Annotated in this window: 15 protein-coding genes and 2 pseudogenes; 13 read left to right on the forward strand and 4 right to left on the reverse strand. The window is 60.9% G+C overall.

Annotation, left to right across the window (positions count from 1 at the left end):
• Nucleotides 1-54: 54 nt before the first annotated feature.
• Nucleotides 55-1,085 (reverse strand): annotated as a pseudogene (gliR, locus tag AC0V2S_RS08565) (AraC family transcriptional regulator GliR).
• Between the two features lie 133 nt (nt 1,086-1,218).
• On the opposite strand from gliR, the gene AC0V2S_RS08570 reads away from it, so the two are divergent.
• The 6 genes from AC0V2S_RS08570 (at nt 1,219) to AC0V2S_RS08595 (ending at nt 9,065) form a co-directional block, all read left to right on the forward strand.
• Nucleotides 1,219-2,811: an FAD-binding oxidoreductase gene (locus AC0V2S_RS08570; protein WP_475509367.1), complete on the forward strand. Its 1,593-nt coding sequence runs from the start codon at nt 1,219-1,221 to the stop codon at nt 2,809-2,811.
• Nucleotides 2,808-4,406 carry a glycerol-3-phosphate dehydrogenase/oxidase gene (locus AC0V2S_RS08575; RefSeq protein ID WP_475509368.1) on the forward strand — a complete coding sequence of 533 codons (1,599 nt, stop codon included), beginning with the start codon at nt 2,808-2,810 and terminating at the stop codon, nt 4,404-4,406. The genes AC0V2S_RS08570 and AC0V2S_RS08575 overlap by 4 nt, the downstream gene beginning before the upstream one ends.
• 3 nt (nt 4,407-4,409) lie before the next feature.
• Nucleotides 4,410-5,969, forward strand: a complete 1,560-nt coding sequence (locus tag AC0V2S_RS08580; protein WP_475509369.1) for an FGGY-family carbohydrate kinase — start codon at nt 4,410-4,412, stop codon at nt 5,967-5,969.
• A gap of 59 nt (nt 5,970-6,028) precedes the next feature.
• On the forward strand, nt 6,029-6,946 hold the full coding sequence (yegS, locus tag AC0V2S_RS08585) for a lipid kinase YegS (RefSeq protein ID WP_475509370.1): 918 nt from the start codon (nt 6,029-6,031) through the stop codon (nt 6,944-6,946).
• 155 nt (nt 6,947-7,101) lie between these two features.
• Entirely contained in the window at nt 7,102-8,028 is a 927-nt protein-coding gene (locus AC0V2S_RS08590; protein ID WP_475509371.1) for a chemotaxis protein CheV, read from the forward strand.
• A 236-nt stretch (nt 8,029-8,264) separates the two neighbouring features.
• Nucleotides 8,265-9,065, forward strand: coding sequence for an MOSC domain-containing protein (locus AC0V2S_RS08595; protein ID WP_475509372.1), 801 nt, complete (start codon nt 8,265-8,267; stop codon nt 9,063-9,065).
• A gap of 172 nt (nt 9,066-9,237) precedes the next feature.
• Here the strand turns inward: AC0V2S_RS08595 and AC0V2S_RS08600 are convergent, their stop codons facing one another.
• The gene (locus AC0V2S_RS08600; protein ID WP_475509373.1) at nt 9,238-11,166 is read right to left on the reverse strand and encodes a transglycosylase SLT domain-containing protein; all 1,929 of its coding nucleotides are present in this window, start codon (nt 11,164-11,166) and stop codon (nt 9,238-9,240) included.
• A 337-nt stretch (nt 11,167-11,503) separates the two neighbouring features.
• On the opposite strand from AC0V2S_RS08600, the gene AC0V2S_RS08605 reads away from it, so the two are divergent.
• Both AC0V2S_RS08605 and AC0V2S_RS08610 read left to right on the forward strand, forming a co-directional pair.
• Nucleotides 11,504-13,414: an ATP-binding cassette domain-containing protein gene (locus AC0V2S_RS08605; RefSeq protein ID WP_475509374.1), complete on the forward strand. Its 1,911-nt coding sequence runs from the start codon at nt 11,504-11,506 to the stop codon at nt 13,412-13,414.
• Between the two features lie 19 nt (nt 13,415-13,433).
• Nucleotides 13,434-14,120, forward strand: coding sequence for a DUF6901 family protein (locus AC0V2S_RS08610; RefSeq protein ID WP_475509375.1), 687 nt, complete (start codon nt 13,434-13,436; stop codon nt 14,118-14,120).
• A 39-nt stretch (nt 14,121-14,159) separates the two neighbouring features.
• On the opposite strand, the gene AC0V2S_RS08615 is transcribed toward AC0V2S_RS08610, so the two are convergent.
• Nucleotides 14,160-14,600: a universal stress protein gene (locus AC0V2S_RS08615; protein ID WP_475509376.1), complete on the reverse strand. Its 441-nt coding sequence runs from the start codon at nt 14,598-14,600 to the stop codon at nt 14,160-14,162.
• A gap of 85 nt (nt 14,601-14,685) precedes the next feature.
• Between AC0V2S_RS08615 and AC0V2S_RS08620 the strand changes: the two genes are divergently transcribed.
• The gene (locus AC0V2S_RS08620; protein WP_475509377.1) at nt 14,686-15,123 is read left to right on the forward strand and encodes a hypothetical protein; all 438 of its coding nucleotides are present in this window, start codon (nt 14,686-14,688) and stop codon (nt 15,121-15,123) included.
• A gap of 246 nt (nt 15,124-15,369) precedes the next feature.
• On the opposite strand, the gene AC0V2S_RS08625 is transcribed toward AC0V2S_RS08620, so the two are convergent.
• A complete protein-coding gene (locus tag AC0V2S_RS08625) occupies nt 15,370-16,194 on the reverse strand; it encodes a hypothetical protein (RefSeq protein ID WP_475509378.1) in 825 nt (274 codons plus the stop codon).
• Between the two features lie 442 nt (nt 16,195-16,636).
• Here AC0V2S_RS08625 and fadB point away from each other — a divergent pair, with 442 nt between their 5' ends.
• The 4 genes and pseudogenes from fadB to topA all read left to right on the forward strand — a co-directional run bounded on the left by fadB (nt 16,637) and on the right by topA (nt 23,059).
• Nucleotides 16,637-18,784 (forward strand): fatty acid oxidation complex subunit alpha FadB, encoded by a 2,148-nt coding sequence (fadB, locus tag AC0V2S_RS08630; RefSeq protein WP_475509379.1) that lies wholly within the window; start codon nt 16,637-16,639, stop codon nt 18,782-18,784.
• Between the two features lie 30 nt (nt 18,785-18,814).
• Entirely contained in the window at nt 18,815-19,990 is a 1,176-nt protein-coding gene (gene fadA / locus AC0V2S_RS08635) for an acetyl-CoA C-acyltransferase FadA (RefSeq protein ID WP_475509380.1), read from the forward strand.
• 111 nt (nt 19,991-20,101) lie between these two features.
• Entirely contained in the window at nt 20,102-20,338 is a 237-nt protein-coding gene (locus AC0V2S_RS08640) for a DUF1653 domain-containing protein (RefSeq protein ID WP_475509381.1), read from the forward strand.
• A 115-nt stretch (nt 20,339-20,453) separates the two neighbouring features.
• Nucleotides 20,454-23,059: pseudogene (topA, locus tag AC0V2S_RS08645) on the forward strand (type I DNA topoisomerase).
• The last annotated feature ends 57 nt before the right edge of the window (nt 23,060-23,116 follow it).

A 23,116-nucleotide genomic window follows, 5' to 3' on the forward strand; every position in this document is an offset into this window, starting at 1 on the left:
GGCGCTTGCGCCGAAACCCATCGTGGTCCCGGCATAAATCGCCGATGGGTATCGCTACGCTCCACCCATCCTACGGTTAGCCTCCCGATACTCCCCCGGCGTCATCCCCGTCCAACCCTTGAAGCTGCGGTGAAACGAGCGGCTCTCGGTAAACCCCAGGTAATACGCAATGTCCTGCACCGGCAATGTGCTGCGGGTGAGGTAGTGTTCGGCCAATTCCTGGCGCAACTGGTCGAGAATTTCCTGGTAACTCGTACCGGCCAACTGCAAGTGCCGTTGCAGAGTACGCACGGTCATTTCGAATTTCTCTGCCACCCGTTCCTTGCGCGGCAAACCATCCTTAAGCAACAGCCGCAGGGCGTTTTTTACCCGCAGTGGCAACGGCTCGCCTTCGTCCAGTCCGGCCATCAGCGTCAGTGCATGTTCTTCCAGGGTGCGCAGCAAATTGGCGTCGGCCTGGCGCAGCGGCACCTGCAGGTATTCCATCGGCACCAGCAGGGCATTAACCTCCTGGCCGAATTTCACCGGGCAGCCAAACACCCGTTCGTACTCGGCCAATTCAGAGCCGGCCGGCTGCGGATGCTCGAACCACACTTCGCGCGGCGAGGCGTTCATGTCCGCGATCCAGCGTGCATAGAGCAGCCAGGAAGTGAGCACGTTCTCGACCATATGCCGGCGAATTTCTGCCGGCTGATGGCGGCAACTCCAGATCAACCGCAAATGATCGCCCGCCGGCTCCAGGCGGCTGACGCCCATATCACCCACCAGTTTTTCGTACGGCACGATGCGGCTCATGGCCTCGCCGAGGGTGGCGCAGTTCATCGTGATATAGCCCAGCACGCTCCACGACCCGGCTGGGTGAAGTGCGCGGCATGCAGGCCGAACAGCGGGTCGTTGGACTCGCGCAGCAAATGCTCGAGAAGTTTTTCGTGGGCTTCGCTGGGCAGGCGCCGGCTGTTGTCGTCCAGGTCGCCGGGCGTAAGGCCTGCAGCGGCGAGGGCAGCGGCTTGATCCACACCGAGTTGTTCGGCGTGGCGCAGGTACTTGAGCAGGGCAGGAACCGAGGTGTAGCCAAGTGCTTGCATGGCGTCGTTCTTATTTTGGTGGACTGTCTTGATTGGCAACTGGCGCTGTCTTGATTCGACAGTGACGTACTCAAACGGCTGGCTAGTATAGGCACCCATATAGCACGTTCGAAACTGGCACAAGGAGACAGGCATGCGGCGTTGGAACGGTTGGGGTGATGAGGCCACGGTGGTGGAGTTGCCGGCCCATGGCGGCGCGTTTCTGGCCGAACTGATCGGCCCCGGCCAATCGCTGCCCGATGCCAGCCTGGCCGATGTGCTGGCCCAGGTGCCGGCCTCGCGCCTGGCGGTGCACCCGTTGGTGAGCACCGATGCCGAAGTGCGCGTGCGTCATGCCCGTGGCCAGAGCCTGCCAGATTGGCTGGCGATGCGCGAAGGCCGTTTCGAGGTGTTCCCCGACGGCGTGGCCCTGCCTGAAACCCCCGCGCAAATCCGTGAGCTGCTGGCCTGGGCGGCGGCGCAGGATGTGCTGGTGATTCCTTATGGCGGCGGCACCTCGGTGGCTGGCCATATCAACCCGCAGGCCAGCGAGAAACCGGTGCTCACCCTGTCGCTGGAGCGCATGAGCCGCCTGCTGGAGCTGGACGAACAAAGCCTGATCGCCACCTTCGGTCCCGGCGCCAACGGCCCGCAAGTGGAAAGCCAGTTGCGCGCCCGGGGTTACACGCTGGGTCACTTTCCGCAGTCGTGGGAGCTGTCGACCCTCGGCGGTTGGGTAGCCAGCCGCTCCAGCGGCCAGCAATCCCTGCGCTATGGCCGTATCGAGCAACTGTTTGCCGGCGGCACCGTGGAAACCTTCGCTGGCACCTTGCAGATTCCGACCTTCCCAGCCTCGGCCGCCGGCCCCGATTTGCGCGAAATGGTGCTGGGTTCGGAAGGCCGTTTCGGGGTGATTTCCTCGGTGCAGGTACGGGTCACCAAGCTGGCGGTGGAAGAAAAGTTCTACGCCGTGTTCCTGCCGTCCTGGGCCAAGGCTCTGGAGGCCATTCGGACTTTGGGCCAGGCCCGGGTGCCGCTGTCGATGCTGCGCCTGTCCAATGCCATCGAAACCAAAACCCAGTTGGCCCTGGCCGGCCACCCAGAACAGATCGCCTGGCTGGAAAAATACCTGGCCCTGCGCGGCGCGCGTGACGGCAAATGCATGCTCACCTTTGGCGTAACCGGCAACCGCGCGCAAAACGCCTTGTCGCTCAAGCAAGCCAAAAGCCTGCTGAAAAGCTTTGGCGGCGTATTTACCGGCACCTTGCTCGGCAAGAAATGGGCAGAAGGGCGCTTTCGTTTTCCCTACCTGCGTGAAGGCCTGTGGCAAGCCGGCTATGCCGTCGACACCCTGGAAACCGCCACCGACTGGGCCAACGTCGACAGCCTGCTGAACAAGATCGAAGCCAGCCTGCGCGGCGGCCTGACCGACGAAGGCGAGCAGGTGCATGTGTTTACCCACCTGTCCCATGTGTATGGCGAAGGGTCGAGCATCTACACCACCTATGTTTTCCGGCCCGGCAGCGACTACGCCACCACCCACGCGCGCTGGAAAAAACTCAAGCATCTGGCCAGCAGCACCGTGGTAAATAACCGCGGCACCATCAGCCACCAGCACGGCGTGGGGCGCGACCACGCGCCGTACCTGCTGGTGGAGAAGGGCGAGTTGGGTATCGCGGCGTTGCAGGCCATGGCCAACCACTTCGACCCGGACCAGCGCCTTAACCCCGGCGTATTGCTGAAATGACAGCCGCCTGGAATGCGGACTGGCGCGAGCACGCGCTGGCCGATCTGGCGGCGCGTAACTGGGACCTGATCGTGGTCGGCGGTGGCATCAGCGGCGCCGGCATTCTGCGTGAGGCGGCGCGGCGCGGTTGGCGTTGCCTGCTTATAGAACAGCGCGACTTTGCCTGGGGCACCTCCAGCCGCTCCTCGAAAATGGTGCACGGCGGTTTGCGCTATATCGCCAAGGGCCAGTTCAAACTCACCCGCGATTCGGTGCATGAACGCCAGCGGTTGCTCGGCGAGGCGCCGGGTCTGGTCGACCCGCTTAGCTTTGTAATGCCGCACTATGAGGGCCAGTTTCCCGGCCCGAAGGTGTTCGGCACCTTGCTGCGGGTGTACGACGCTCTGGCTGGCAAACGCACGCACCAGTATTTCCCCAAGGCAGAGCTGAACTACCTGGCCCCCGGCCTGAAAGACCAGCAGTTGCAGGGCGGCACACGCTTTTTCGATGCCGTGACCGACGACGCCCGCCTGGTGATGCGCGTACTCGGCGAAGCCCGTGCCGACGGCGGCGAAGCGCTCAATGGCCTGAAAGTGCTGGAGCTGACCCGCGCCGATGGCCGCGTTACCGGCCTGCAGGCTGAAGACAGTGAAAGCGGCCAGCGTTACCACTTCAAGGCCGGCGTGGTGGCCCAAGCCACCGGCGCCTGGGCTGACCGATTGCGCAAACAGGTCGGTGGCGAACATATCCGCCCGCTGCGCGGCAGCCACTTGCTGCTGCCGGCCTGGCGTCTGCCGCTAGCCCATGCGTTCAGCTTTATGCATGCCGCCGACCGCCGTCCGGTGTTTGTTTTCCCTTGGGAGGGCGCCACGGTGATCGGCACTACCGACCTCGATCATGGCGATGATATCGACCTGGAAGCGCGCATCAGCGCCGAAGAAGTCGAGTACCTGCTTAGCGCCTGCACCCAGCAATTTCCCCACGCCCAGATCGGCGCCCACGACGTGCTGTCCACTTGGGCCGGCGTGCGCCCGGTGGTGGCCAGCGGGGCTGCCAGCCTTAAACCGTCGGATGAAAAACGCGAGCATGTGCTGTGGACCGAGCCCGGCAGCGTGACCCTGGCCGGCGGCAAGCTGACCACCTTCCGCTTGCTGGCCCTGGAAGTATTGAGCGCCTGCGCACCGATGCTGGGTAAAACCCTGAGCGATTCGGGCAGTGCCGTGTTCCGCCCGGTGGTTGTGCCGGAGCTTGCCGCGCTGACTGTCGGCCAACAGCGGCGTCTGGCCGGCCGCTTCGGCTGCGAGTTGCCGTTGCTGCTGCCGTTACTCGAAGAACTCGGCACCGAGTGCGTCGGCGCCAGCGACACGTTATGGGCCGAACTGGCCTTTGCCGCTGAGCACGAGCTGGTGCTGCATCTGGACGACCTGCTACTTCGCCGCACTCGCCTGGGGCTGCTACTCGCCAATGGCGCCGCCGAGTTCCTGCCGCGTATCCGCACGCTGTGCCAGGCGCGGCTGAACTGGAGTGATGCGCGCTGGGAGCAGGAACAGCAGCAGTACCTAAGTCTGTGGCAACGCTGCTACAGCCTGCCGACAGAACAAGAACAAAAGGCTTAAGCCATGACCGAAAAAAGCTACCTGCTGGCCATCGATAACGGCACCCAGAGCGTGCGCGCCTTGCTGTTCGACCTCGAAGGCAATCTGCTCGGCAAGGGCAAAGTGGACCTGCAGGCCTACTACTCGCAGCACCCCGGCTGGGCTGAGCAAGACCCCGAGTATTACTGGCAGAGCCTGGGCGAAGCGTGCCGCCTGCTGTGGCAGCAAGTGGATATCGACAAGCGCCAGATCAAGGGCGTGTCGCTCACCACCCAGCGCGGCACCATCATCACCGTGGACGCCGCCGGCAAGCCGCTGCGCCCGGCCATCCTCTGGCTCGACCAACGCCGCGCCGAAGTGCGCGGCAAAATCAAAGGGCCGTGGGGCTGGCTGTTCAAGCTGATCCGCGAAGAGGCTACGGTGGACTACTTCCGTGCCCAGGCCGAAGTGAACTGGCTGGCGCAGGAGCAGCCGGAGCTGTGGGCCAAGACGGACAAGGTGCTGTTGCTGTCGGGATTTTTGACCCATCGGTTGTGTGACCGCTTTGCCGACTCGGTGGCCTGCTGCGTCGGTTATCTGCCGTTCGACTACAAACGCCTGAAATGGGCGGCGCGCAGGGACTGGAAATGGCAAGCGATGCCGGTGCGGCTCAACCAATTGCCGGAGCTGGTCAAACCCGGCGAACGCCTGGGCGTGATCACGGCCGGAGCCGCCCGGCATACCGGCATTCCCGAAGGCTTGCCGCTGATTGCTGCCGGCGCCGACAAGGCCTGTGAAGTGTTGGGGGCGGGCGGGGTGGAGCCGAGCACGGCGTGTTTGTCGTACGGCACCACGGCGACCATCAACACCACGCGGCGCACTTACTTGGAAACTGTGCCGCTGATTCCGCCTTTTCCTGCTGCCATTCCCGATCACTTCAACACCGAGGTGATGATTTACCGCGGCTTCTGGATGGTCAACTGGTTCAAGCAGGAGTTTGGCCTGCGGGAAATGCAGCGGGCAAAGGAGCTGGGCGTCGAGCCCGAAGCGTTGTTCGATGAGTTGGTGAACAGTGTGCCGGCCGGCTCCATGGGGCTGATGTTGCAGCCGTACTGGACGCCGGGCATTCGTGAGCCGGGGCTGGAAGCGAAGGGCTCGATCATCGGTTTTGGCGATGTGCATACCCGCGCGCATATCTACCGCGCCATTCTCGAAGGCCTGGCCTATGCGCTGCGCCAGGGCAAAGAGCAGATCGAAAAGCGCTCGCGCAGCAAAATTACCCGGCTGCGGGTGTCTGGCGGCGGCTCGCAAAGCGATGCGGCGATGCAGCTGACGGCGGATATCTTCGGTTTGCCGGCGGAACGGCCGCATGTGTACGAAACCTCGGGCCTCGGCGCGGCCATCGATTGCGCGGTCGGCCTGGGCCTGCACCCAGACTTTCCCACCGCCATTGCTGCCATGACTCGCGTCGGCCAGGTGTTCGAGCCCAACCCGCAGTCGCAACAAATCTATGAACGCTTGTACCGCGAGGTGTACCAACGCATGTACAAGCAGCTCAAACCGCTTTACCAGAGCATCCGCAAAATTACTGGGTATCCCGCCTAGGGTTCGGCAGGCCTCGGTTGCCGGTGCTAGGGTTGGCCAAGCATTTAAGGGATTAACCGATGACCGAGCGCAAAGCCTTACTGATTCTGCACGGCAAGCAGGCTCTCAACGAAGACGTGCGCGCCGCCGTGCAGGCCCGCCGCGATGAAGGCTGGGAGCTGGCTGTACGGGTGACCTGGGAGGGCGGCGATGCCCAGCGTCTGGTGACCGAAGCGCTGGACGCCGGTTACCCGACCATTATTGCCGGCGGCGGCGATGGCACCCTGCGCGATGTGGCCGAAGCCATGGCCCTGGCCGACAGCGATGCCAGCCTGGCCTTGCTGCCGCTGGGCACTGCCAACGATTTTGCCCGCGCCGCTGGTGTGCCGTTGGTGCCGCTGGAAGCGCTGGCGCTGCTCGACCAGGCCGCCACGCCCATCGACCTGGGCGAAGTCGACGGCCAGCTGTTCCTCAATATGGCCACCGGCGGCTTTGGTTCGAAGATCACCGCCAATACCTCTGAAGATCTCAAACGCGTGCTGGGTGGGGCGGCTTACTTCCTTACCGGGTTGACGCGGTTCTCCGATGTGCATGCCGCGTTTGGCCGGTTCAACGGGCCGGACTTCTCCTGGGAAGGCGACTTTCTCGCCCTCGGCATCGGCAACGGTCGCCAGGCCGGAGGCGGCCATGTGCTGTGCCCGCAGGCGCAGGTAAATGACGGGTTGTTGGATATCTGCATTATTCCGGCGCCGCAGGATGTGGTCGGTACCTTGGGCACATTGCTGTCGGGCGGCATCCTCGGGCTGGAAAGCGTGTCGATCAACGCGCGCTTGCCGTGGGTCGAGATCGAAGCGCCGGAAGGGCTGGACCTCAACCTCGACGGCGAACCACTGGAAAGCACCGCACTGCGCTTCAATGCCCGGCCCGCTGCTTTGCGTGTGCACCTGCCGCCAGGCTCCCCGCTGTTGGGTACATCAGAGGTGGGCATGGACGGCTGAATAAAGCCGGAGCAGACTGACGCCGGTGTGCGATTGTGCCTACAGTGATGGCACGGCATGATGGCACCCACGTCAGACACATTTCAGTTGTGTCACACGCCGCCGATAAGGTGGCTAGCAACAGCTAGACTCAGTAGACACAACAGGAGCACAGCATGGCCGGCATTCTCGACTCAGTGGACCAACGCACCCAACTGGTGGGTGAGAACCGCCTGGAAATCCTGATGTTCCGCCTGGCAGGCCGGCAACTGTTCGCGATCAACGTGTTCAAGGTGCAGGAAGTCCTGCAGATGCCCAAGTTGACCCTGATGCCGCATCGCCATCCGTTTGTGTGTGGCGTGGTCAGCCTGCGCGGCCAGACCTTGCCGGTGATCGACCTCTCGCAAGCCATCGGCATGCGGCCCATCGTGCCGGATGTGAACAGCACCATTATCGTCACCGAATACAACCGCTCCGTGCAGGCCTTTCTGGTCGGCGGCGTCGACCGCATTCTCAACCTCAACTGGGACTCCATCCTGCCGCCGCCCGGTGGCGCTGGCCGCCAGCACTACCTGACGGCGATTACCAAGGTGGAAGAGCAGTTGGTGGAAATCATCGACGTGGAGAAAGTGCTGGCCGAAATCGTGCCGTACAACGCCAAGATCTCCAGCGACCGCCTGGCCGACCCCGTGCTGGAGAAAGCCCGTGGTCGCGAAGTGCTGCTGGTGGACGACTCCAGCGTGGCGTTGGCGCAACTGCGTGACACCCTGTCTCAACTCGGCTTGAAAATGCACATCGCCACTGATGGCCTCAAAGGGCTCAATCAGCTCAAGAAATGGGCCGATGAAGGCAATGTGATGACCGACAAGCTGCTGATGATCTTCACCGACGCTGAAATGCCGGAAATGGACGGCTACCGCCTGACTACCGAAATTCGTAGCGACCCACGGCTGAAAGATTTGTATGTGGTGCTGCATACGTCGCTGTCGGGGAGTTTTAACGAGGCGATGGTGAAGAAGGTGGGGTGTGACAACTTTCTCTCCAAGTTTCAGCCGGACAAACTTGTCGACGTTATTCGTGAGCGGTTGATGCTTGACGAGTGACGGCCGGAACGCGGCGTAGGTTGGGTTGAGCGCAGCGAAGCCCAACATTGCGTTGCTGCGGCTACCGCGATCGGCTCGTTGGGCTTCGCCTGCGGCTCAACCCAACCTACTTCCTCCTACAGCTGATGCGTGCCCTTGTGGGAGAGGCTTCAGCCTCGATGCTTTTTGCCCCCTTGAGCGACTACCCGCCAATTCCGTATAACGGTCCCTTGTGAACGCCACTCAGGACCTCCGTTATGCGTCTCTCCGCCCTCTACCGTTTCCCCATGAAATCCGCCAAAGGTGAGAGCCTGTCGCGTGTGCAGGTCGATAGCATCGGCATGCTCGGTGATCGGCGCTGGATGCTGGTGGACGCCACTAACGGGCGCTTTTTCACCCAGCGGGCGATGGCGCATATGTCGCAGCTGTCGGCGCTGTGGAACGAGCAGGGCGGCCTGACCTTGAATGCTGAGGGCTTCCAGTCGCTGGATGTGCCGGTACCGGGCCCGGACGCCGAAATGCGCGGCGCGTTTATCTGGAGCGACAGCATGGTGGTGCCAGACGCCGGCGACGAAGCGGCCGAGTGGCTCAGCCGGTTTCTCGGCAAAGCCTGCCGCCTGGTGCATGTACCGGTAGACCGCGCCCGCGATATTCCGGGCAGCCTTGGCCCGCAGGAAAAAGTGGGATTTCCCGATGGGTTTCCGTTGTTGCTGATTGGCCAGGCGTCGCTGGACGACTTGTCGGCCCGCGTCGGTCGGCCGCTGGAGATGCTGCGGTTTCGCACGAACCTGGTGGTCGAGGGCAGTGAGGCGTATGCCGAAGACAGCTGGAAACGCATCCGCATCGGCGGTGTGGAGTTTCGCGTGGTCAAGGGCTGCACCCGCTGCATCATGACCACTATCGACCCGCAGACCGGTCAACGCAGCGCCGACCGCGAGCCGCTAACCACCCTGAAAACCTACCGCCAGCGCGAAGGCGAGGTGTATTTCGGGCAGAACCTGATTAATGAAGGAGAAGGGGAGCTGGCAGTGGGAATGGAAGTCGAAATTTTGGAGTAGGGCGGGAAACGATCTGCTGCGCGTCGGCTCTCCTGCGTTAAAAAGCCCTGCTGAAATGCTCATTGGCTACAGCCAACTCCGCTTTCAGCAGGGCTTTTTGCCTTGGATGGCTCTAGCTCGCGAGATCTAGCGTGCCCGCCCTAGAGCAAAAGCCCCAGGGCGAACAGCTCGTTCACTGATCGTCGAAGAACCGCTCATGCCAATCCACCAACGGCTGCGGTGCATTGAGCTTGAACCCGTAGATCACCGCATACGAAAGCACGTTCTGCACGTACTGGCGGGTTTCGTCAAACGGGATGGTTTCCACCCACACGTCATACGCCAGGTGGTTCGAGCCTTTCAGCCATTGGCGCACACGGCCGGGGCCGGCGTTATACGCGGCCGAGGCAAGCACGCGGTTGCCGTTGAACTGACCATGCACCTGGCTCAGGTAGGCCGCGCCCAATTGCACATTCTTGTCCGGGTCCAGCAGTTGCTGCGGGGCGAACGGAATGCTGAATTTGCGCGCGGTTTCCTTGGCGGTGCCGGGCATTAGCTGCATCAGGCCGCTGGCGCCAACGCCGGAACGGGCGTCGTCCATAAAGGCGCTTTCCTGACGCGTGATGGCAAACACCCAGCTCGAATGCAGGCCACGTACCTTGGCTTCGCGTACCAGGGTGCTCTGGTGGGCCATTGGGAAGCGCACGTCCAGGTCATCCCAGTATTGCGCCTGGCTGATGGTACGAATCGCCGGGAAGTACCACTGCTTGTCGTAGGCCAGGCGAGCCTGGGCCACCAGCTCGTCGCGGCTAAACAGGCGGCTGACGTGATACCACTCGCGGCGGCCATCCACGATCTGGCCACGGTCGTGGAATTCCAGGGCGCGGCGAATGCCGGGGGTGTTTCGCACTTTCTGCACCAGCTTGGGGTCGAGCAGCAGCGGCTTGTTGGTGAGCTGGTACGGGGTTTTCAGCTGGTCGGCGGCCATAAAGCCGTAGAAGTCGCGCTCCTTGGACACCGGCTGATACAGCAGCAGGGCCGGGCCCTGGTTGTTCGGGTCGGCCAGTTGCTGGCTGCGGGCCTGCCAGTAGCGCCAGCGGTTGGTGCTGGCGAGGTCGGCCGGCATACGGCGAATTAGCTGGTTGGCATCGCTCCAGCGGCCCAGGCGCAGCAACAGACGGGCGCGCCACTCGGTAACGGTGTTGTCACGCAGCTCCGGGTCGTACTGGGTCATGATCGGCAGGGCACGATCATCGAAACTTTTCGCCAGGGTCAGGCCGATTTCGCGGGCAATGGCGACCTTTTCTTCCATCGAGAACGGCAGACGTTGGGTGTAGTCGTTCAGCAGGCTGATAGCTTTTTCCGGGTCTTGCTTGGCCAGACGGCGCAGGCCAATGCTCACCACATCGGCCATGGTCTGGCTGGCAGGGGAGAAGCGGCCGGTTTGGGAGAGCATGGCCGGCTTTTGCGCGACATCGATCATCAACTGGCCCTGGCTGCCGAGGGTCGGCAGGGTTTGGGTCAGGTGGCTGGCCAGGCTGTAGTTGCGCGCTTGCACAGCAAGCTTGAGACGTTTCCAGCGCATGGACTCGGTGAGCTGGCCGGCGTTGGCCCACATGCTGAACAGCGGCTCACAGGCGTCTGGCTGGGATTTGCCCACCAGCCAGAGTTTTTCTGCGCTGGCGTAGCCTTCGGCGGTCTGCCCGCTGATGAGCTGGTGCTGGCCATTGAGGCAGTCCAGCTCGGTGAAATTCATCTTCGGGTCGTAATACTTGACGAACGGCTTCCAGTCGCCGCGCTCGGCCAGCCAGCGCAACCAGCGCAACTTCATCCAGTTGGCTTGCGGCAGGTCGCCATGCTCGGCGAGAAATTTCTCGATCTCTTCGTTGCTGGCGCTTTTCAGCCGGTAGGTCAGCTCGTCGTAGGCCAGATACGGTTCCAGCGGGTAGTCAGCCAGGGCGTTGGCGTACATCCGATACGGGCCGCTGTCGCCTTTGGCCAAGGCACGTTTGGCCTCGTCATAGAACAACCGTTGCTGCGCCAGGCTGGCGGCCGCAGAGGCTTCGAGGGTGACCGAGGAGAGAAGCAGGCAGGAAAACAGGCAGAGCAGACGACCGCGCATGACACTTCCGAGCTGAATATTCTGAAAGACGCGCCGTTGGCTGGGCGCTCAAGGGGGCTAGCTTAGCCTTTTGGTCTTGGCTTGCGTAGGGCGATGTTTAGGTGGTTTGTTGGGCTTCGCTGCGCTCAACCCAACCTACCCGCGCGCGTAGGTTGGGTTGAGCGCAGCGAAGCCCAACGGCTCGGTCCACGCGCTCAAAAAAATGCCACCCGGCCCAGGGCGCAACTCGGTAGAATGCGCGCCCAGTTTTGCCGATGCCAAAAGCGCCCGGCAAAGAGATTTCCAGCGGCTGTTTCGCCACGCGCAAACCGCCGCAGCTATTCCCCTCGAGGCGACCATGCTGCTCAAGTTCACCGATGTTTCCCTGGCCTATGGCGCAATGCCGCTGCTGGACAAGATTTCCTGGCAGATCGCCCGTGGCGAGCGGGTGTGCATCATCGGCCGCAACGGCACCGGTAAATCCAGCCTGCTGCGTCTGGTGAAGGGCGACCGCCTGGGCGACGAAGGTTCGGTATGGCGCGCTCCGGGCCTGAAAATCGGTGAGCTGCCGCAGGAATTGCCGGTGGCCGACGGGCGTACCGTATTCGACGTGGTGGCCGAGGGCCTGAATGGCGTCGGCGCATTGCTCGCCGAATACCATCACCTGAGCATGAACATCGTCACCGACGAAGACCTCAACAAGCTGATGCACGTGCAGCAAGAGCTGGAGGCCAAAGACGGCTGGCGCTTGCAGCAACTGGTAGACAGCACCTTGAGCCGTCTACAGCTGCCAGCCGACAAAACCCTGGCCGAGCTGTCCGGTGGCTGGCGTCGCCGGGTGTTGCTGGCCCAGGCGCTGGTGTCCGAGCCGGACCTGCTGCTGCTCGATGAGCCAACCAACCACCTGGATATCGGTGCCATCGCCTGGCTGGAAGATGCCCTGAAGGATTTCCAGGGCGCCGTACTGTTTATTACGCACGACCGGTCCTTCTTGCAGAACCTGGCTACACGCATCCTGGAATTGGACCGCGGGGGCCTGATCGACTGGAACGGCGACTACGCCAGCTTTCTGGTGCACAAAGAGGCGCAGCTGTCGGCCGAAGAAACCGCCAACGCCTTGTTCGACAAACGTCTGGCCCAGGAAGAAGTGTGGATTCGTCAGGGCATCAAGGCCCGTCGTACCCGTAACGAAGGCCGTGTACGCGCCCTGAAAGCCTTGCGTGTGGAGCGCAGCGAACGTCGCGAGCGCACCGGCAAGGCCAATATTCAGCTGGATACTTCGGAAAAGTCCGGCAAACAAGTGATGGTGCTGGAGAACGTCAGCTTCGGTCACCCGGGCGGCCCGCTGCTGATCAAGGACTTCTCCATGGTGCTGCAGCGCCAGGATCGTATCGGCCTGCTCGGCGCCAACGGTACCGGCAAAACCACCTTGCTCAAGCTGATGCTCGACGACCTGCAGCCGACCCAAGGCAAGGTTGAAGTGGGCACCCGTCTGGAAGTGGCCTACTTCGACCAACTGCGCCACCAGCTGGACCTGGAAAAGACCGTAATCGACAACGTGGCCGAAGGCCGCGACTTTATCGAAATCGACGGCCAGAACCGCCATGTGCTGAGCTACCTGGGCGACTTCCTGTTCAGCCCGCAGCGTGCGCGTACGCCGGTAAAAGCGTTGTCCGGTGGTGAGCGTGCCCGTCTGTTGCTGGCTAAGCTGTTCAGCAAGCCGGCCAACTTGCTGGTGCTGGACGAACCCACCAACGACCTGGACGTGGAAACCCTCGAACTGCTCGAAGAAGTGCTGTCGAACTTCGCCGGCACCGTGCTGATGGTGAGCCACGACCGGGCATTCCTCGACAACGTGGTAACCAGCACCTTGGTCTTCGAAGGCGAAGGCAAGGTGCGCGAGTACGTCGGTGGGTATCAGGATTGGCTGCGTCAGGGCGGCTCGCCGAAGCTGTTGGGCGTGGGTGAGAGCAAATCCGGCAAGCCGGAAGCCACTGCGCCGGCACCGGTTGCCAATACGGCTATCGACGCCGCAGAAATTCCGGTGGCGAAGAAGAAGCTGAGCTACAAGCTGCAGCGCGAACTGGAAGCCTTGCCGGGTTTGATCGACGCTCAGGAAGGCAAAATTGCCGAGCTGAATGAAGAAATTGCCGGGCCGACCTTCTATCAGCGCCCGGCCGCAGAAAGCGCTGCGGTGCTGGCCTTGCTCGATAGCGCACAGCAAGAGCTGGACGCGTTGCTGGAGCGTTGGGCTGAGTTGGACGAGTAATAGAGAGGCGCACACGGAAATGGCCATCGAGTACCGGATTTCCCTCGACGACAGTCATGAATTTGGCTATCGCATCGAACTCAACCGTGAGTACGACCAAGAGCGGGCGCTGCTGGCGCCGGCCTGGACGCGGCTTGAGTATCACCAGTGCAGCAACTGCCCGCTGAACCGCGAGCAATACAGCCACTGCCCGGCAGCGGTGGATTTGCACCGGGTGATCGAGGATTTTCAGGGCTTGCCGGCGTTCCAGAAAGCGCATTTCTGGGTGCGCACTCCAGAGCGTGAGTACAGCAAACAGGCCGGCCTGGAGGAGGGCTTGCGCGCCTTGCTCGGGCTGATCATGCCGACCAGTGCCTGCCCGATGCTGAACAAACTCAAACCGATGGCGTTCAACCATCTGCCGTTTGCCAATAACCAGGAATTTGTTCTGCGAGTGGTGTCGCTGTACCTGTCACGCCAGTACTTTAACTTCCGCGAAGGGCGCCATGCGGATTGGGAACTGAAGGGCCTGGTGCGGTTGTTCCAGCAATTGCAGCTAGTGAACCAGGCGTTCTGGCAGCGCATTCACGATGTGTGTGAAGGCGACTCGAACCTCAAGGCGTTTCTGACCTTCTTCTCGATGTCGACCAGCATCACCCACTCGCTGGAAACCCAGCTGCAGAAGATCCGGCCGATGGTGATGAGTGCGGGGGATTTGCCGGAATAACACCGGCACTTTCCCCCTGCTGGGACGGTGTTTGGGCTTTTATTCCGGCTTTTTCAACCGTACCGCCAGCACATCACACGGCGCGCCGTGCAGTACGTCATTAGCGGTAGAACCCAGCAGCAGCGCCAAACCATGACGACCATGGCTGCCGACTACGATCAGGTCGGCGCCTTGTTCGGCGGCGAGGCGGTGGATTTCCTGGCGCGGTTGGCCGTAGACCAGATGACGGCTGTCGGTGCCCAGCTCCGGGTATTTGGCGGAGTAGCTGTCCAAACGTTCGCGGGCTTGTTCGAATTGCTGTTGTTGCAGGGTGGACAGGTCCATCGGTACGTCGCCACCAAAGGCCATGGCCATGGGTTCGACGATATGCACCAGTGACAGCTTGGCCTGGCTTGCGTTGGCGAGTGCGTAAGCGCGCTTCATCACCGGGTCGCATTCTTCGGAAAGATCCAGGGCAACCAGAATGTGCTGATAGATCATGGTGGTACTCCTCCTGAGACGAATGACCAAAGTATGGCCGCGAATGTTGGCTAAATGCAGCCTTTATTGTTGTGGGACTTAACGTATGACCCTGTGGATCGTATTACTGCTCACCGCCGTTGTGCTGAGCCCCCTGGCCTGGCTGCGGCCTTCGCGCCGGCAACAGGGGCGCATGGCCATCCGCATGGCGGCGCGTCAGCAGGGTTTGGGAATGCAGTTGTCGCGCCAGGAGTGGCCGCACTGGCTGCCCGAGGAGCCGCCCAGCCCGTGCCCGCAATACCACCGCGCCCGCCGCAAAGGCGCCGACGATAGCTGGTGCTACTGGCAGTTGAGTGCCGGGCAGTGGGTGAACCAATGGCGCGAACCCTGCGCCGACACGGCGCTGCTGCCACACCTGCAAACCTTGCCAGCCGACGTTTACAAAGTCGAAGCCAGCAAGCAGATGGTTGCCTTGTGTTGGGGCGAGCGGGGCGAAGTGGAGAATCTTGTGCCGGTGGTGGCAGTGTTGAAGGCGTTGGCTTAGATTTGCTTCAGCTTCTGCTGATGGTGAAGGCGTTTTGAAATGTGCCGAGCGCAGGCCAGGGAAGGCGAAAACGGAGAGGGGAGCGGAGTTGGCTGTAGCCAATGAGCATCCCTGCTCCGTTTTCAACGCCCCCTGGGCAAGCGCAGGCCATTTCACAACGTCTTCGAACCAAATAAAAAGCCCGAGGTTAGGCGGGCTGGGGTGGCCAGGCAGGCCGGAAAGACTGTGGTCAAACTAACGACTCGGTTAAAGCTTGGCGGCCAGGTACTGCGCCGAAACCCCTTCCAATCCGTCGATAATGCTGTCTGAGTACTTGCTGACCACGAATGGTACAGAGTTCTCGTTGTAGTTTTTCAGCGATTTTTCGATATAGCGCCACTTGGTATTAATGCCGCTCAACGACTCACGAATTTGCGCGGTGTTTTGTGGCGACTTCTCCAGCGTGTTGAGCTGACCAGCGAACTGGGTGACCAGGTCTTCGATGGTCTTCTCATCACCGGCGGCGCTGCCTATAAAGGTGCCGCCTACCGATGCACTGCGCGAAGCATAGTCCACCGCAATGGCTTGCATCAGCAGACTTTGCTCACGGCTTTGCTGGGTCATCGGCGGCACGATCTGGCCGCTTTCCTGTTGAATCTTGGTGTACAGCTCATTGCTCAAGGCCATCAGCTGCTGATTGCGCGTGGCCAGGTCGGCTACTGGCTGCAATTCGGTAAAGCCCTGGGTCTTCATGGCGGTGGTCAGCGCTTTGAGCTCGGCGTCGTACGCCGTCAGCTGTTGGGCCAACTGGGCGCGCATGGCTTTGGACGCATCGCCCGGCATGTCGGTGAGCTCGGCCAGGCGGGCATCGGCGTCATGCACCGACTCTTCTATCTGCCGCGCATAGCGCTGGTCGCCATCCATGCTGTTGTACATGTAGAAGTCGCCGAGGCTTTTTTGCGCAGCCAGACGCAGCTGATGCAGCTTCAGCAGGTTGTCGGAACCGGTAGCGAAATTGGCGGCGGTGGCGCCGAGAGGAAGCAGGGTGGTGAGTACGAGGCTCAGCGATACGGCAAGCAGACGACTCGACATGGTTACTCCGTGGGACTTCATTGTTTTTATTTTTTGTCACGCTCATCGGCGTGTTGAGACGACTGTACCTGCGCCGTTTCGCTTTGGCTAGCGGCGCCTGGCATCACGGTGATGGCATTGGTCGGTCGGCTGCGTACCCCCGTACTAGAGCAGTTGGAATGTTTGTCCTTACATAACGGTCAAACCTTCCTTACGGGGCTGCCGGAAATAGCGCTCCAATTGACAAGCGCATTCTTTTGCACGAAGGTGTGCGCACCCGAATCAAACGGGCGTATGAATCAAGTGTTTGCTTTGTGCAGCACGGGTTCATAGGCCGCCCGAATATCGCGTCGGCGGGTATGTCAGGCTGTTCGAGACTATTCTCGACGGTCCTGCTGCGGGCCATCCCGCTGCTTGGCGTCCGACGTGTACTGTTCAGCTTCCATACCGTGGAGATCAGTTGATGATTTACGAAGGTAAAGCCATCACGGTTAAGGCTCTTGAGAGCGGCATCGTCGAATTGCAATTCGACCTCAAGGGTGAATCCGTCAACAAATTCAACCGTCTCACTCTGGCCGAACTGCGCCAGGCTGTGGACGCCATCAAGGCTGATGCCTCGATCAAAGGTGTAATTGTCAGCAGCGGCAAAGACGTCTTTATCGTCGGCGCCGACATCACCGAATTCGTCGACAACTTCAAGTTGTCCGATGAAGAGCTGGTAGCCGGCAACCTCGAAGCCAACAAAATCTTCAGCGATTTCGAAGACCTCGGCGTTCCGACCGTAGCGGCCATCAATGGCATCGCGTTGGGCGGCGGTTTTGAAATGTGCTTGGCCGCGGACTACCGCGTCATCGCCAGCGGCGCCAAAGTAGGCCTGCCGGAAGTCAAACTGGGCATCTACCCAGGTTTTGGCGGCACCGTGCGTCTGCCGCGTGTTATCGGTACTGATAACGCCATCGAGTGGATTGCCGGCGGTAAAGAAAACCGTGCAGAAGACGCCCTGAAAGCAGGCGCTGTCGATGCTGTGGTGGCGGCTGACAAGCTCGCCGCTGCTGCGCTGGACCTGATCAAGCGCGCCATTTCCGGCGAGCTGGACTACAAGGCCAAACGCGCGCCGAAGCTGGAAAAAATCAAGCTCAACGCGATCGAGCAAATGATGGCGTTCGAAACCGCTAAAGGTTTCGTGGCCGGTCAGGCTGGCCCGAACTACCCGGCGCCGGTTGAAGCGATCAAGACCATCCAGAAAGCGGCCAACTTCGGCCGTGACAAAGCCCTGGAAACAGAAGCTGCCGGTTTCGTAAAACTGGCCAAGACTTCCGCTTCTCAGTGCCTGGTTGGCCTGTTCCTGAACGATCAGGAACTGAAGAAGAAAGCCAAAGGCTACGACGCCATCGCCAAAGACGTGAAACTGGCCGCTGTACTCGGCGCCGGCATCATGGGTGGCGGTATCGCCTACCAGTCGGCCTCCAAAGGCACGCCGATCCTGATGAAGGATATCCGCGAGGAAGGCATCCAGATGGGCCTGGCCGAAGCGTCCAAGCTGCTGGGCAGCCGCGTCGCCAAAGGTCGTCTGTCTGCAGCCAAAATGGCTGAAGCCCTGACCGCCATCCGCCCAACCATGTCCTACGGCGACTTCGGTCACGTCGACATCGTGGTTGAAGCTGTTGTCGAGAACCCGAAAGTCAAAGCCATCGTTCTGGCCGAAGTGGAAGGCGTGGTGCGTGAAGATGCGATTCTGGCATCCAACACCTCGACTATTTCCATCAACTTGCTGGCTAAAGCCCTCAAGCGTCCGGAAAACTTCGTCGGCATGCACTTCTTCAACCCGGTGCACATGATGCCGCTGGTTGAAGTGATTCGTGGCGAGAAGTCCAGCGATGTAGCTGTAGCTACTACCGTTGCTTACGCCAAGAAGATGGGCAAGAGCCCGATCGTGGTCAACGACTGCCCAGGCTTCCTGGTCAACCGCGTGCTGTTCCCGTACTTCGGCGGCTTCTCCAAGCTGATCAGCGCCGGCGTCGACTTCGTGCGCATCGACAAAGTCATGGAGAAATTCGGCTGGCCCATGGGCCCGGCTTACCTCTCTGACGTGGTCGGCATCGACACTGGCCACCACGGCCGTGACGTAATGGCTGAAGGCTTCCCGGACCGCATGGCTGTTGAAGGCCGTACCGCGGTAGACGTGATGTACGAAGCTAACCGCCTGGGCCAGAAAAACGGCAAAGGCTTCTACTCGTACGAGATGGACAAGCGCGGCAAGCCGAAGAAAGTGACCGATCCGGTTGCTTACGAAGTGCTCAAGCCAGTCATCACCGAACAGCGTGAAGTGACTGATGAAGACATCATCAACTTCATGATGATTCCGCTGTGCCTGGAAACCGTACGTTGTCTGGAAGACGGCATTGTCGAAACCGCAGCTGAAGCCGATATGGGCTTGATCTACGGCATCGGCTTCCCTCCGTTCCGTGGTGGTGCACTGCGTTACATCGACTCCATCGGTGTAGCCGAGTTCGTCGCCCTGGCAGACAAGTACGCCGACCTGGGCGCGCTGTACCACCCCACCGCGAAGCTGCGTGAGATGGCCGCCAACGGCCAGAGCTTCTTCGGTTAAGCGCGTAACGCATAGAGCGAGAGTGAATTTATGAGCCTGAATCCAAGAGACGTGGTGATTGTCGACTTCGGTCGCACCCCGATGGGTCGTTCGAAAGGCGGCATGCACCGCAACACCCGCGCAGAAACCATGTCTGCGCAACTGATCACCGGCGTGCTGGCACGTAACCCGAAGCTGGACCCAGCTGAAGTGGAAGATGTGATCTGGGGCTGCGTAAACCAGACCCTGGAACAAGGTTGGAACATCGCGCGCATGGCGTCGCTGATGACCCCGATCCCGCACACCAGCGCTGCACAAACTGTCAGCCGCCTCTGCGGTTCCTCCATGAGCGCCCTGCACACCGCAGCTCAGGCGATCATGACCGGCAACGGTGACGTGTTCGTCATCGGCGGCGTGGAGCACATGGGCCACGTTGGCATGATGCACGGCGTGGATCCAAACCCGCACCTGTCCCTGTACGCCGCCAAGGCGTCGGGCATGATGGGTCTGACCGCTGAAATGCTCGGCAAGATGCATGGCATCAGCCGTGAAGCGCAGGACGCATTCGGTGAGCGTTCTCACCGTCTGGCCCACAAAGCGACCGTCGAAGGCAAGTTCAAGGATGAAATCATCCCGATGCAAGGCTACGACGAGAACGGCTTCCTGAAGGTGTTCGACTACGACGAAACCATTCGTCCGGAAACCACCCTGGAAAGCCTGGCTGCCCTGAAGCCTGCGTTCAACCCGAAAGGCGGCACCGTAACTGCCGGTACGTCGTCGCAGATCACCGATGGTGCTTCGTGCATGATCGTGATGTCCGCCCAGCGCGCTCAAGACCTCGGCATTCAGCCGATGGCCGTGATCCGCTCGATGGCCGTGGCCGGTGTTGACCCAGCAATCATGGGCTACGGCCCAGTGCCGTCGACTCAGAAAGCGCTGAAACGCGCTGGCCTGACCATCAACGACATCGACTTCTGGGAGCTCAACGAGGCTTTCGCTGCACAGGCCCTGCCGGTGCTGAAAGACTTGAAAGTGCTCGACAAGATGGAAGAGAAGGTTAACCTGCACGGCGGCGCTATTGCCCTCGGTCACCCGTTCGGCTGCTCTGGTGCGCGTATCTCCGGCACCTTGCTGAACGTGATGAAGCAGAACGGCGGTACTTTTGGCGTGTCGACCATGTGCGTCGGTCTCGGCCAAGGCATCACCACCGTCTTCGAACGCATCTAAAGGGAACGCTCGGCAACGAGCAGACTCTGTTGTAAAGCCGGGGCCCAGTGCCCCGGTTTTTATTTTTGTCAGAACAGACTTTTATTTATTACAGATGTGAGGAAGTCCCTGATGCAGTTACAACCCGGCCTCTATCGTCACTACAAGGGTCCCGAGTACCGCGTGTTCGGCGTGGCCCGGCATTCCGAGACGGAAGAGGAGGTGGTGGTATATCAGGCGCTCTACGGCGAATACGGCCTGTGGGTGCGGCCGCTGAGCATGTTTACATCGTCCGTCGAGGTGGACGGCAAGAGCATGCTGCGCTTTGCTCTGATCGAGGCCGAACCTGATCGCTTCGTGCGGCCTTGAGTCGGCATCGAACGTGATCCGCCCTTGACCTCACCTTAGTCGCCACTATATATAGCGGTGCCGCGAAAGGCGGCCCCCCGTCTTTCAGTCCTCATATTCAGGAAATCTCCGATCCATGGGCAAATCGCTGGTCATCGTGGAATCCCCGGCCAAGGCCAAGACCATCAACAAGTATTTGGGCAACCAGTACGTGGTGAAGTCGAGCATCGGCCATATCCGTGACCTGCCTACCAGCGGTTCGGCCAGTGCTGCCAAAGAGCCAGTCAAACGGGCAAGGCTGCTGCAGCCGACGCGCCGGTACTGAGCGCCAAGGAAAAAGCCAAGCGCCAACTGGTATCGCGCATGGGTGTCGACCCCGAGCACGGCTGGAAAGCCAAGTACGAATTCTTCCTGGCAAGGAAAAGGTCGTCGAAGAGCTGCGCCGTCTCGCCAAAGATGCTGACACCATCTATCTCGCAACCGACTTGGACCGCGAGGGGAAGCCATTGCCTGGCACCTGCGCGAAGCCATTGGTGGTGACGACAGCCGCTACAAGCGCGTGGTGTTCAACGAGATCACCAAGAAAGCCATCCAGGAAGCGTTCTCCAAGCCGGTGAGCTGGACATCAACCGTGTCAACGCCCAGCAGGCGCGTCGTTTCCTCGACCGCGTGGTGGGTTACATGGTTTCGCCGCTGCTGTGGGCCAAAATCGCCCGTGGCCTATCCGCCGGCCGTGTGCAATCGGTTGCGGTAAAACTGGTGGTGGAGCGTGAGCGCGAGATTCGTGCGTTCAACCCGGAAGAGTACTGGGAGATCCACGCAGACCTGGGCACCACCAAAGGCGCCAACGTGCGCTTTGAAGTGGCCCGCGAAAACGGCGAAGCCTTCAAGCCGCTGAACAAGCAGCAAGCCGATGCCGCGCTGGCCAAGCTGAAAGACTCCGCGTACAGCATCGTCAAACGCGAAGACAAACCTACCAGCAGCAAACCGTCGGCACCTTTTATTACTTCCACCTTGCAGCAGGCGGCCAGTAACCGTCTGGGCTTCGGTGTGAAGAAAACCATGATGATGGCCCAGCGCTTGTACGAAGCCGGCTATATCACTTACATGCGTACCGACTCCACCAACCTCTCGGCCGATGCCGTGACCATGGTGCGCGACTTTATCGAAGGCGAGTTCGGCAAGAAGTACCTGCCGGCCAAACCGAACGTGTACAGCAGCAAGGAAGGCGCCCAGGAAGCGCACGAAGCGATTCGTCCGTCTGAGGTCAACCTGAAGCCGACTCAGCTGTCCGGCATGGAACGCGACGCCGAGCGCCTCTACGAGTTGATCTGGCGCCAATTCGTGGCCTGCCAGATGCCACCGGCCGAATACCTGTCCACTACCGTCAGCGTCAAAGCCAGCCAGTTCGAACTGCGCGCCAAGGGCCGTATCCTCAAGTTCGACGGTTACACCCGCGCCTTGCCGCAAATCAGCAAGCCGGGCGACGACGACGTGCTGCCGGACATGAGCGAAGGCGAAGCGCTGAAGCTGCTCAAACTCGACCCGAGCCAGCACTTCACCAAGCCGCCAGCGCGTTACTCCGAAGCCAGCCTGGTTAAAGAGATGGAAAAACGCGGAATCGGCCGTCCATCTACTTACGCAGCGATCATTTCCACCATCCAGGAACGCGGCTATGTAGCTCTGCACAACCGCCGTTTCTACTCGGAGAAAATGGGCGACATCGTTACCGAGCGCCTGAGTGAAAGCTTCTCCAATCTGATGGACTACGGCTTTACCGCCGGTATGGAAGAAAACCTCGATGACGTCGCCCAAGGCGAGCGCGAGTGGAAAAACGTGCTGGACGAGTTCTACGGCGACTTCAAGAAAAAGCTCGAAGTGGCTTCGGAAAGTGACAAAGGCATGCGTGCCAACCAGCCGACGCCGACCGATATCGCCTGCCGTGAGTGCGGCCGGCCGATGATGATTCGTACCGCGTCCACCGGCGTGTTCCTTGGTTGCTCGGGCTACAGCCTGCCGCCGAAAGAGCGCTGCAAGTCGACCATCAACCTGATTCCGGGCGATGAAATTGCCGCCGACGATGAAGGTGAATCGGAATCCCTGGTACTGCTGGGCAAGCACCGTTGCCCGATCTGCGCCACGGCGATGGATGCGTATTTGCTGGACGAAACCCGCAAGCTGCATATTTGCGGTAATAACCCGGATTGCGCGGGTTACGAGATTGAGCAGGGCCAGTACCGCATCAAAGGCTACGAAGGTCCGAGCCTGGAATGCGACAAGTGCGGCAGCCAGATGCAACTGAAGACCGGCCGTTTCGGCAAGTTCTTCGGCTGCACCAACCCCGAGTGCAAGAACACCCGTAAATTGCTGCGTAGCGGCGAGCCTGCGCCACCCAAAATGGACGCCGTGAAGATGCCTGAGCTCAAGTGCGAGAAGGTGAACGACACCTACGTACTGCGCGACGGCGCCAGCGGCCTGTTTCTGGCAGCCAGCCAGTTCCCGAAGAACCGTGAAACTCGCGCGCCTCTGGTGTTGGAACTGATCCCGCACAAAGACGAGATCGATCCGAAGTACCACTTCCTGATGTCGGCGCCGAAGAAAGACCCGGATGGCCGTCCTGCCGTCATACGCTACAGTCGCAAGACCAAAGAGCAGTACGTGCAGACCGAAGTGGAAGGCAAGCCGACTGGTTGGCGCGCCTTTTACGACGGCAATGCCTGGAAGGTCGAAGACAAGCGTTAAGCCCTGGTACGCGCGTCAACTCCGGTTGGCGCGCGTATGGTGAGTCTGTCTGCTGTG

It is taken from the genome of Pseudomonas sp. CC11G, assembly GCF_056174845.1.

What these genes read in the sequence shown, in the direction of transcription:
- AC0V2S_RS08570 (WP_475509367.1), top strand. Translation starts at nt 1,219, where the DNA reads ATGCGGCGTTGGAACGGTTGGGGTGATGAGGCCACGGTGGTGGAGTTG.
- AC0V2S_RS08575 (WP_475509368.1), top strand. Translation starts at nt 2,808, where the DNA reads ATGACAGCCGCCTGGAATGCGGACTGGCGCGAGCACGCGCTGGCCGAT.
- AC0V2S_RS08580 (WP_475509369.1), top strand. Translation starts at nt 4,410, where the DNA reads ATGACCGAAAAAAGCTACCTGCTGGCCATCGATAACGGCACCCAGAGC.
- yegS (WP_475509370.1), top strand. Translation starts at nt 6,029, where the DNA reads ATGACCGAGCGCAAAGCCTTACTGATTCTGCACGGCAAGCAGGCTCTC.
- AC0V2S_RS08590 (WP_475509371.1), top strand. Translation starts at nt 7,102, where the DNA reads ATGGCCGGCATTCTCGACTCAGTGGACCAACGCACCCAACTGGTGGGT.
- AC0V2S_RS08595 (WP_475509372.1), top strand. Translation starts at nt 8,265, where the DNA reads ATGCGTCTCTCCGCCCTCTACCGTTTCCCCATGAAATCCGCCAAAGGT.
- AC0V2S_RS08600 (WP_475509373.1), bottom strand. Translation starts at nt 11,166, where the DNA reads ATGCGCGGTCGTCTGCTCTGCCTGTTTTCCTGCCTGCTTCTCTCCTCG.
- AC0V2S_RS08605 (WP_475509374.1), top strand. Translation starts at nt 11,504, where the DNA reads ATGCTGCTCAAGTTCACCGATGTTTCCCTGGCCTATGGCGCAATGCCG.
- AC0V2S_RS08610 (WP_475509375.1), top strand. Translation starts at nt 13,434, where the DNA reads ATGGCCATCGAGTACCGGATTTCCCTCGACGACAGTCATGAATTTGGC.
- AC0V2S_RS08615 (WP_475509376.1), bottom strand. Translation starts at nt 14,600, where the DNA reads ATGATCTATCAGCACATTCTGGTTGCCCTGGATCTTTCCGAAGAATGC.
- AC0V2S_RS08620 (WP_475509377.1), top strand. Translation starts at nt 14,686, where the DNA reads ATGACCCTGTGGATCGTATTACTGCTCACCGCCGTTGTGCTGAGCCCC.
- AC0V2S_RS08625 (WP_475509378.1), bottom strand. Translation starts at nt 16,194, where the DNA reads ATGTCGAGTCGTCTGCTTGCCGTATCGCTGAGCCTCGTACTCACCACC.
- fadB (WP_475509379.1), top strand. Translation starts at nt 16,637, where the DNA reads ATGATTTACGAAGGTAAAGCCATCACGGTTAAGGCTCTTGAGAGCGGC.
- fadA (WP_475509380.1), top strand. Translation starts at nt 18,815, where the DNA reads ATGAGCCTGAATCCAAGAGACGTGGTGATTGTCGACTTCGGTCGCACC.
- AC0V2S_RS08640 (WP_475509381.1), top strand. Translation starts at nt 20,102, where the DNA reads ATGCAGTTACAACCCGGCCTCTATCGTCACTACAAGGGTCCCGAGTAC.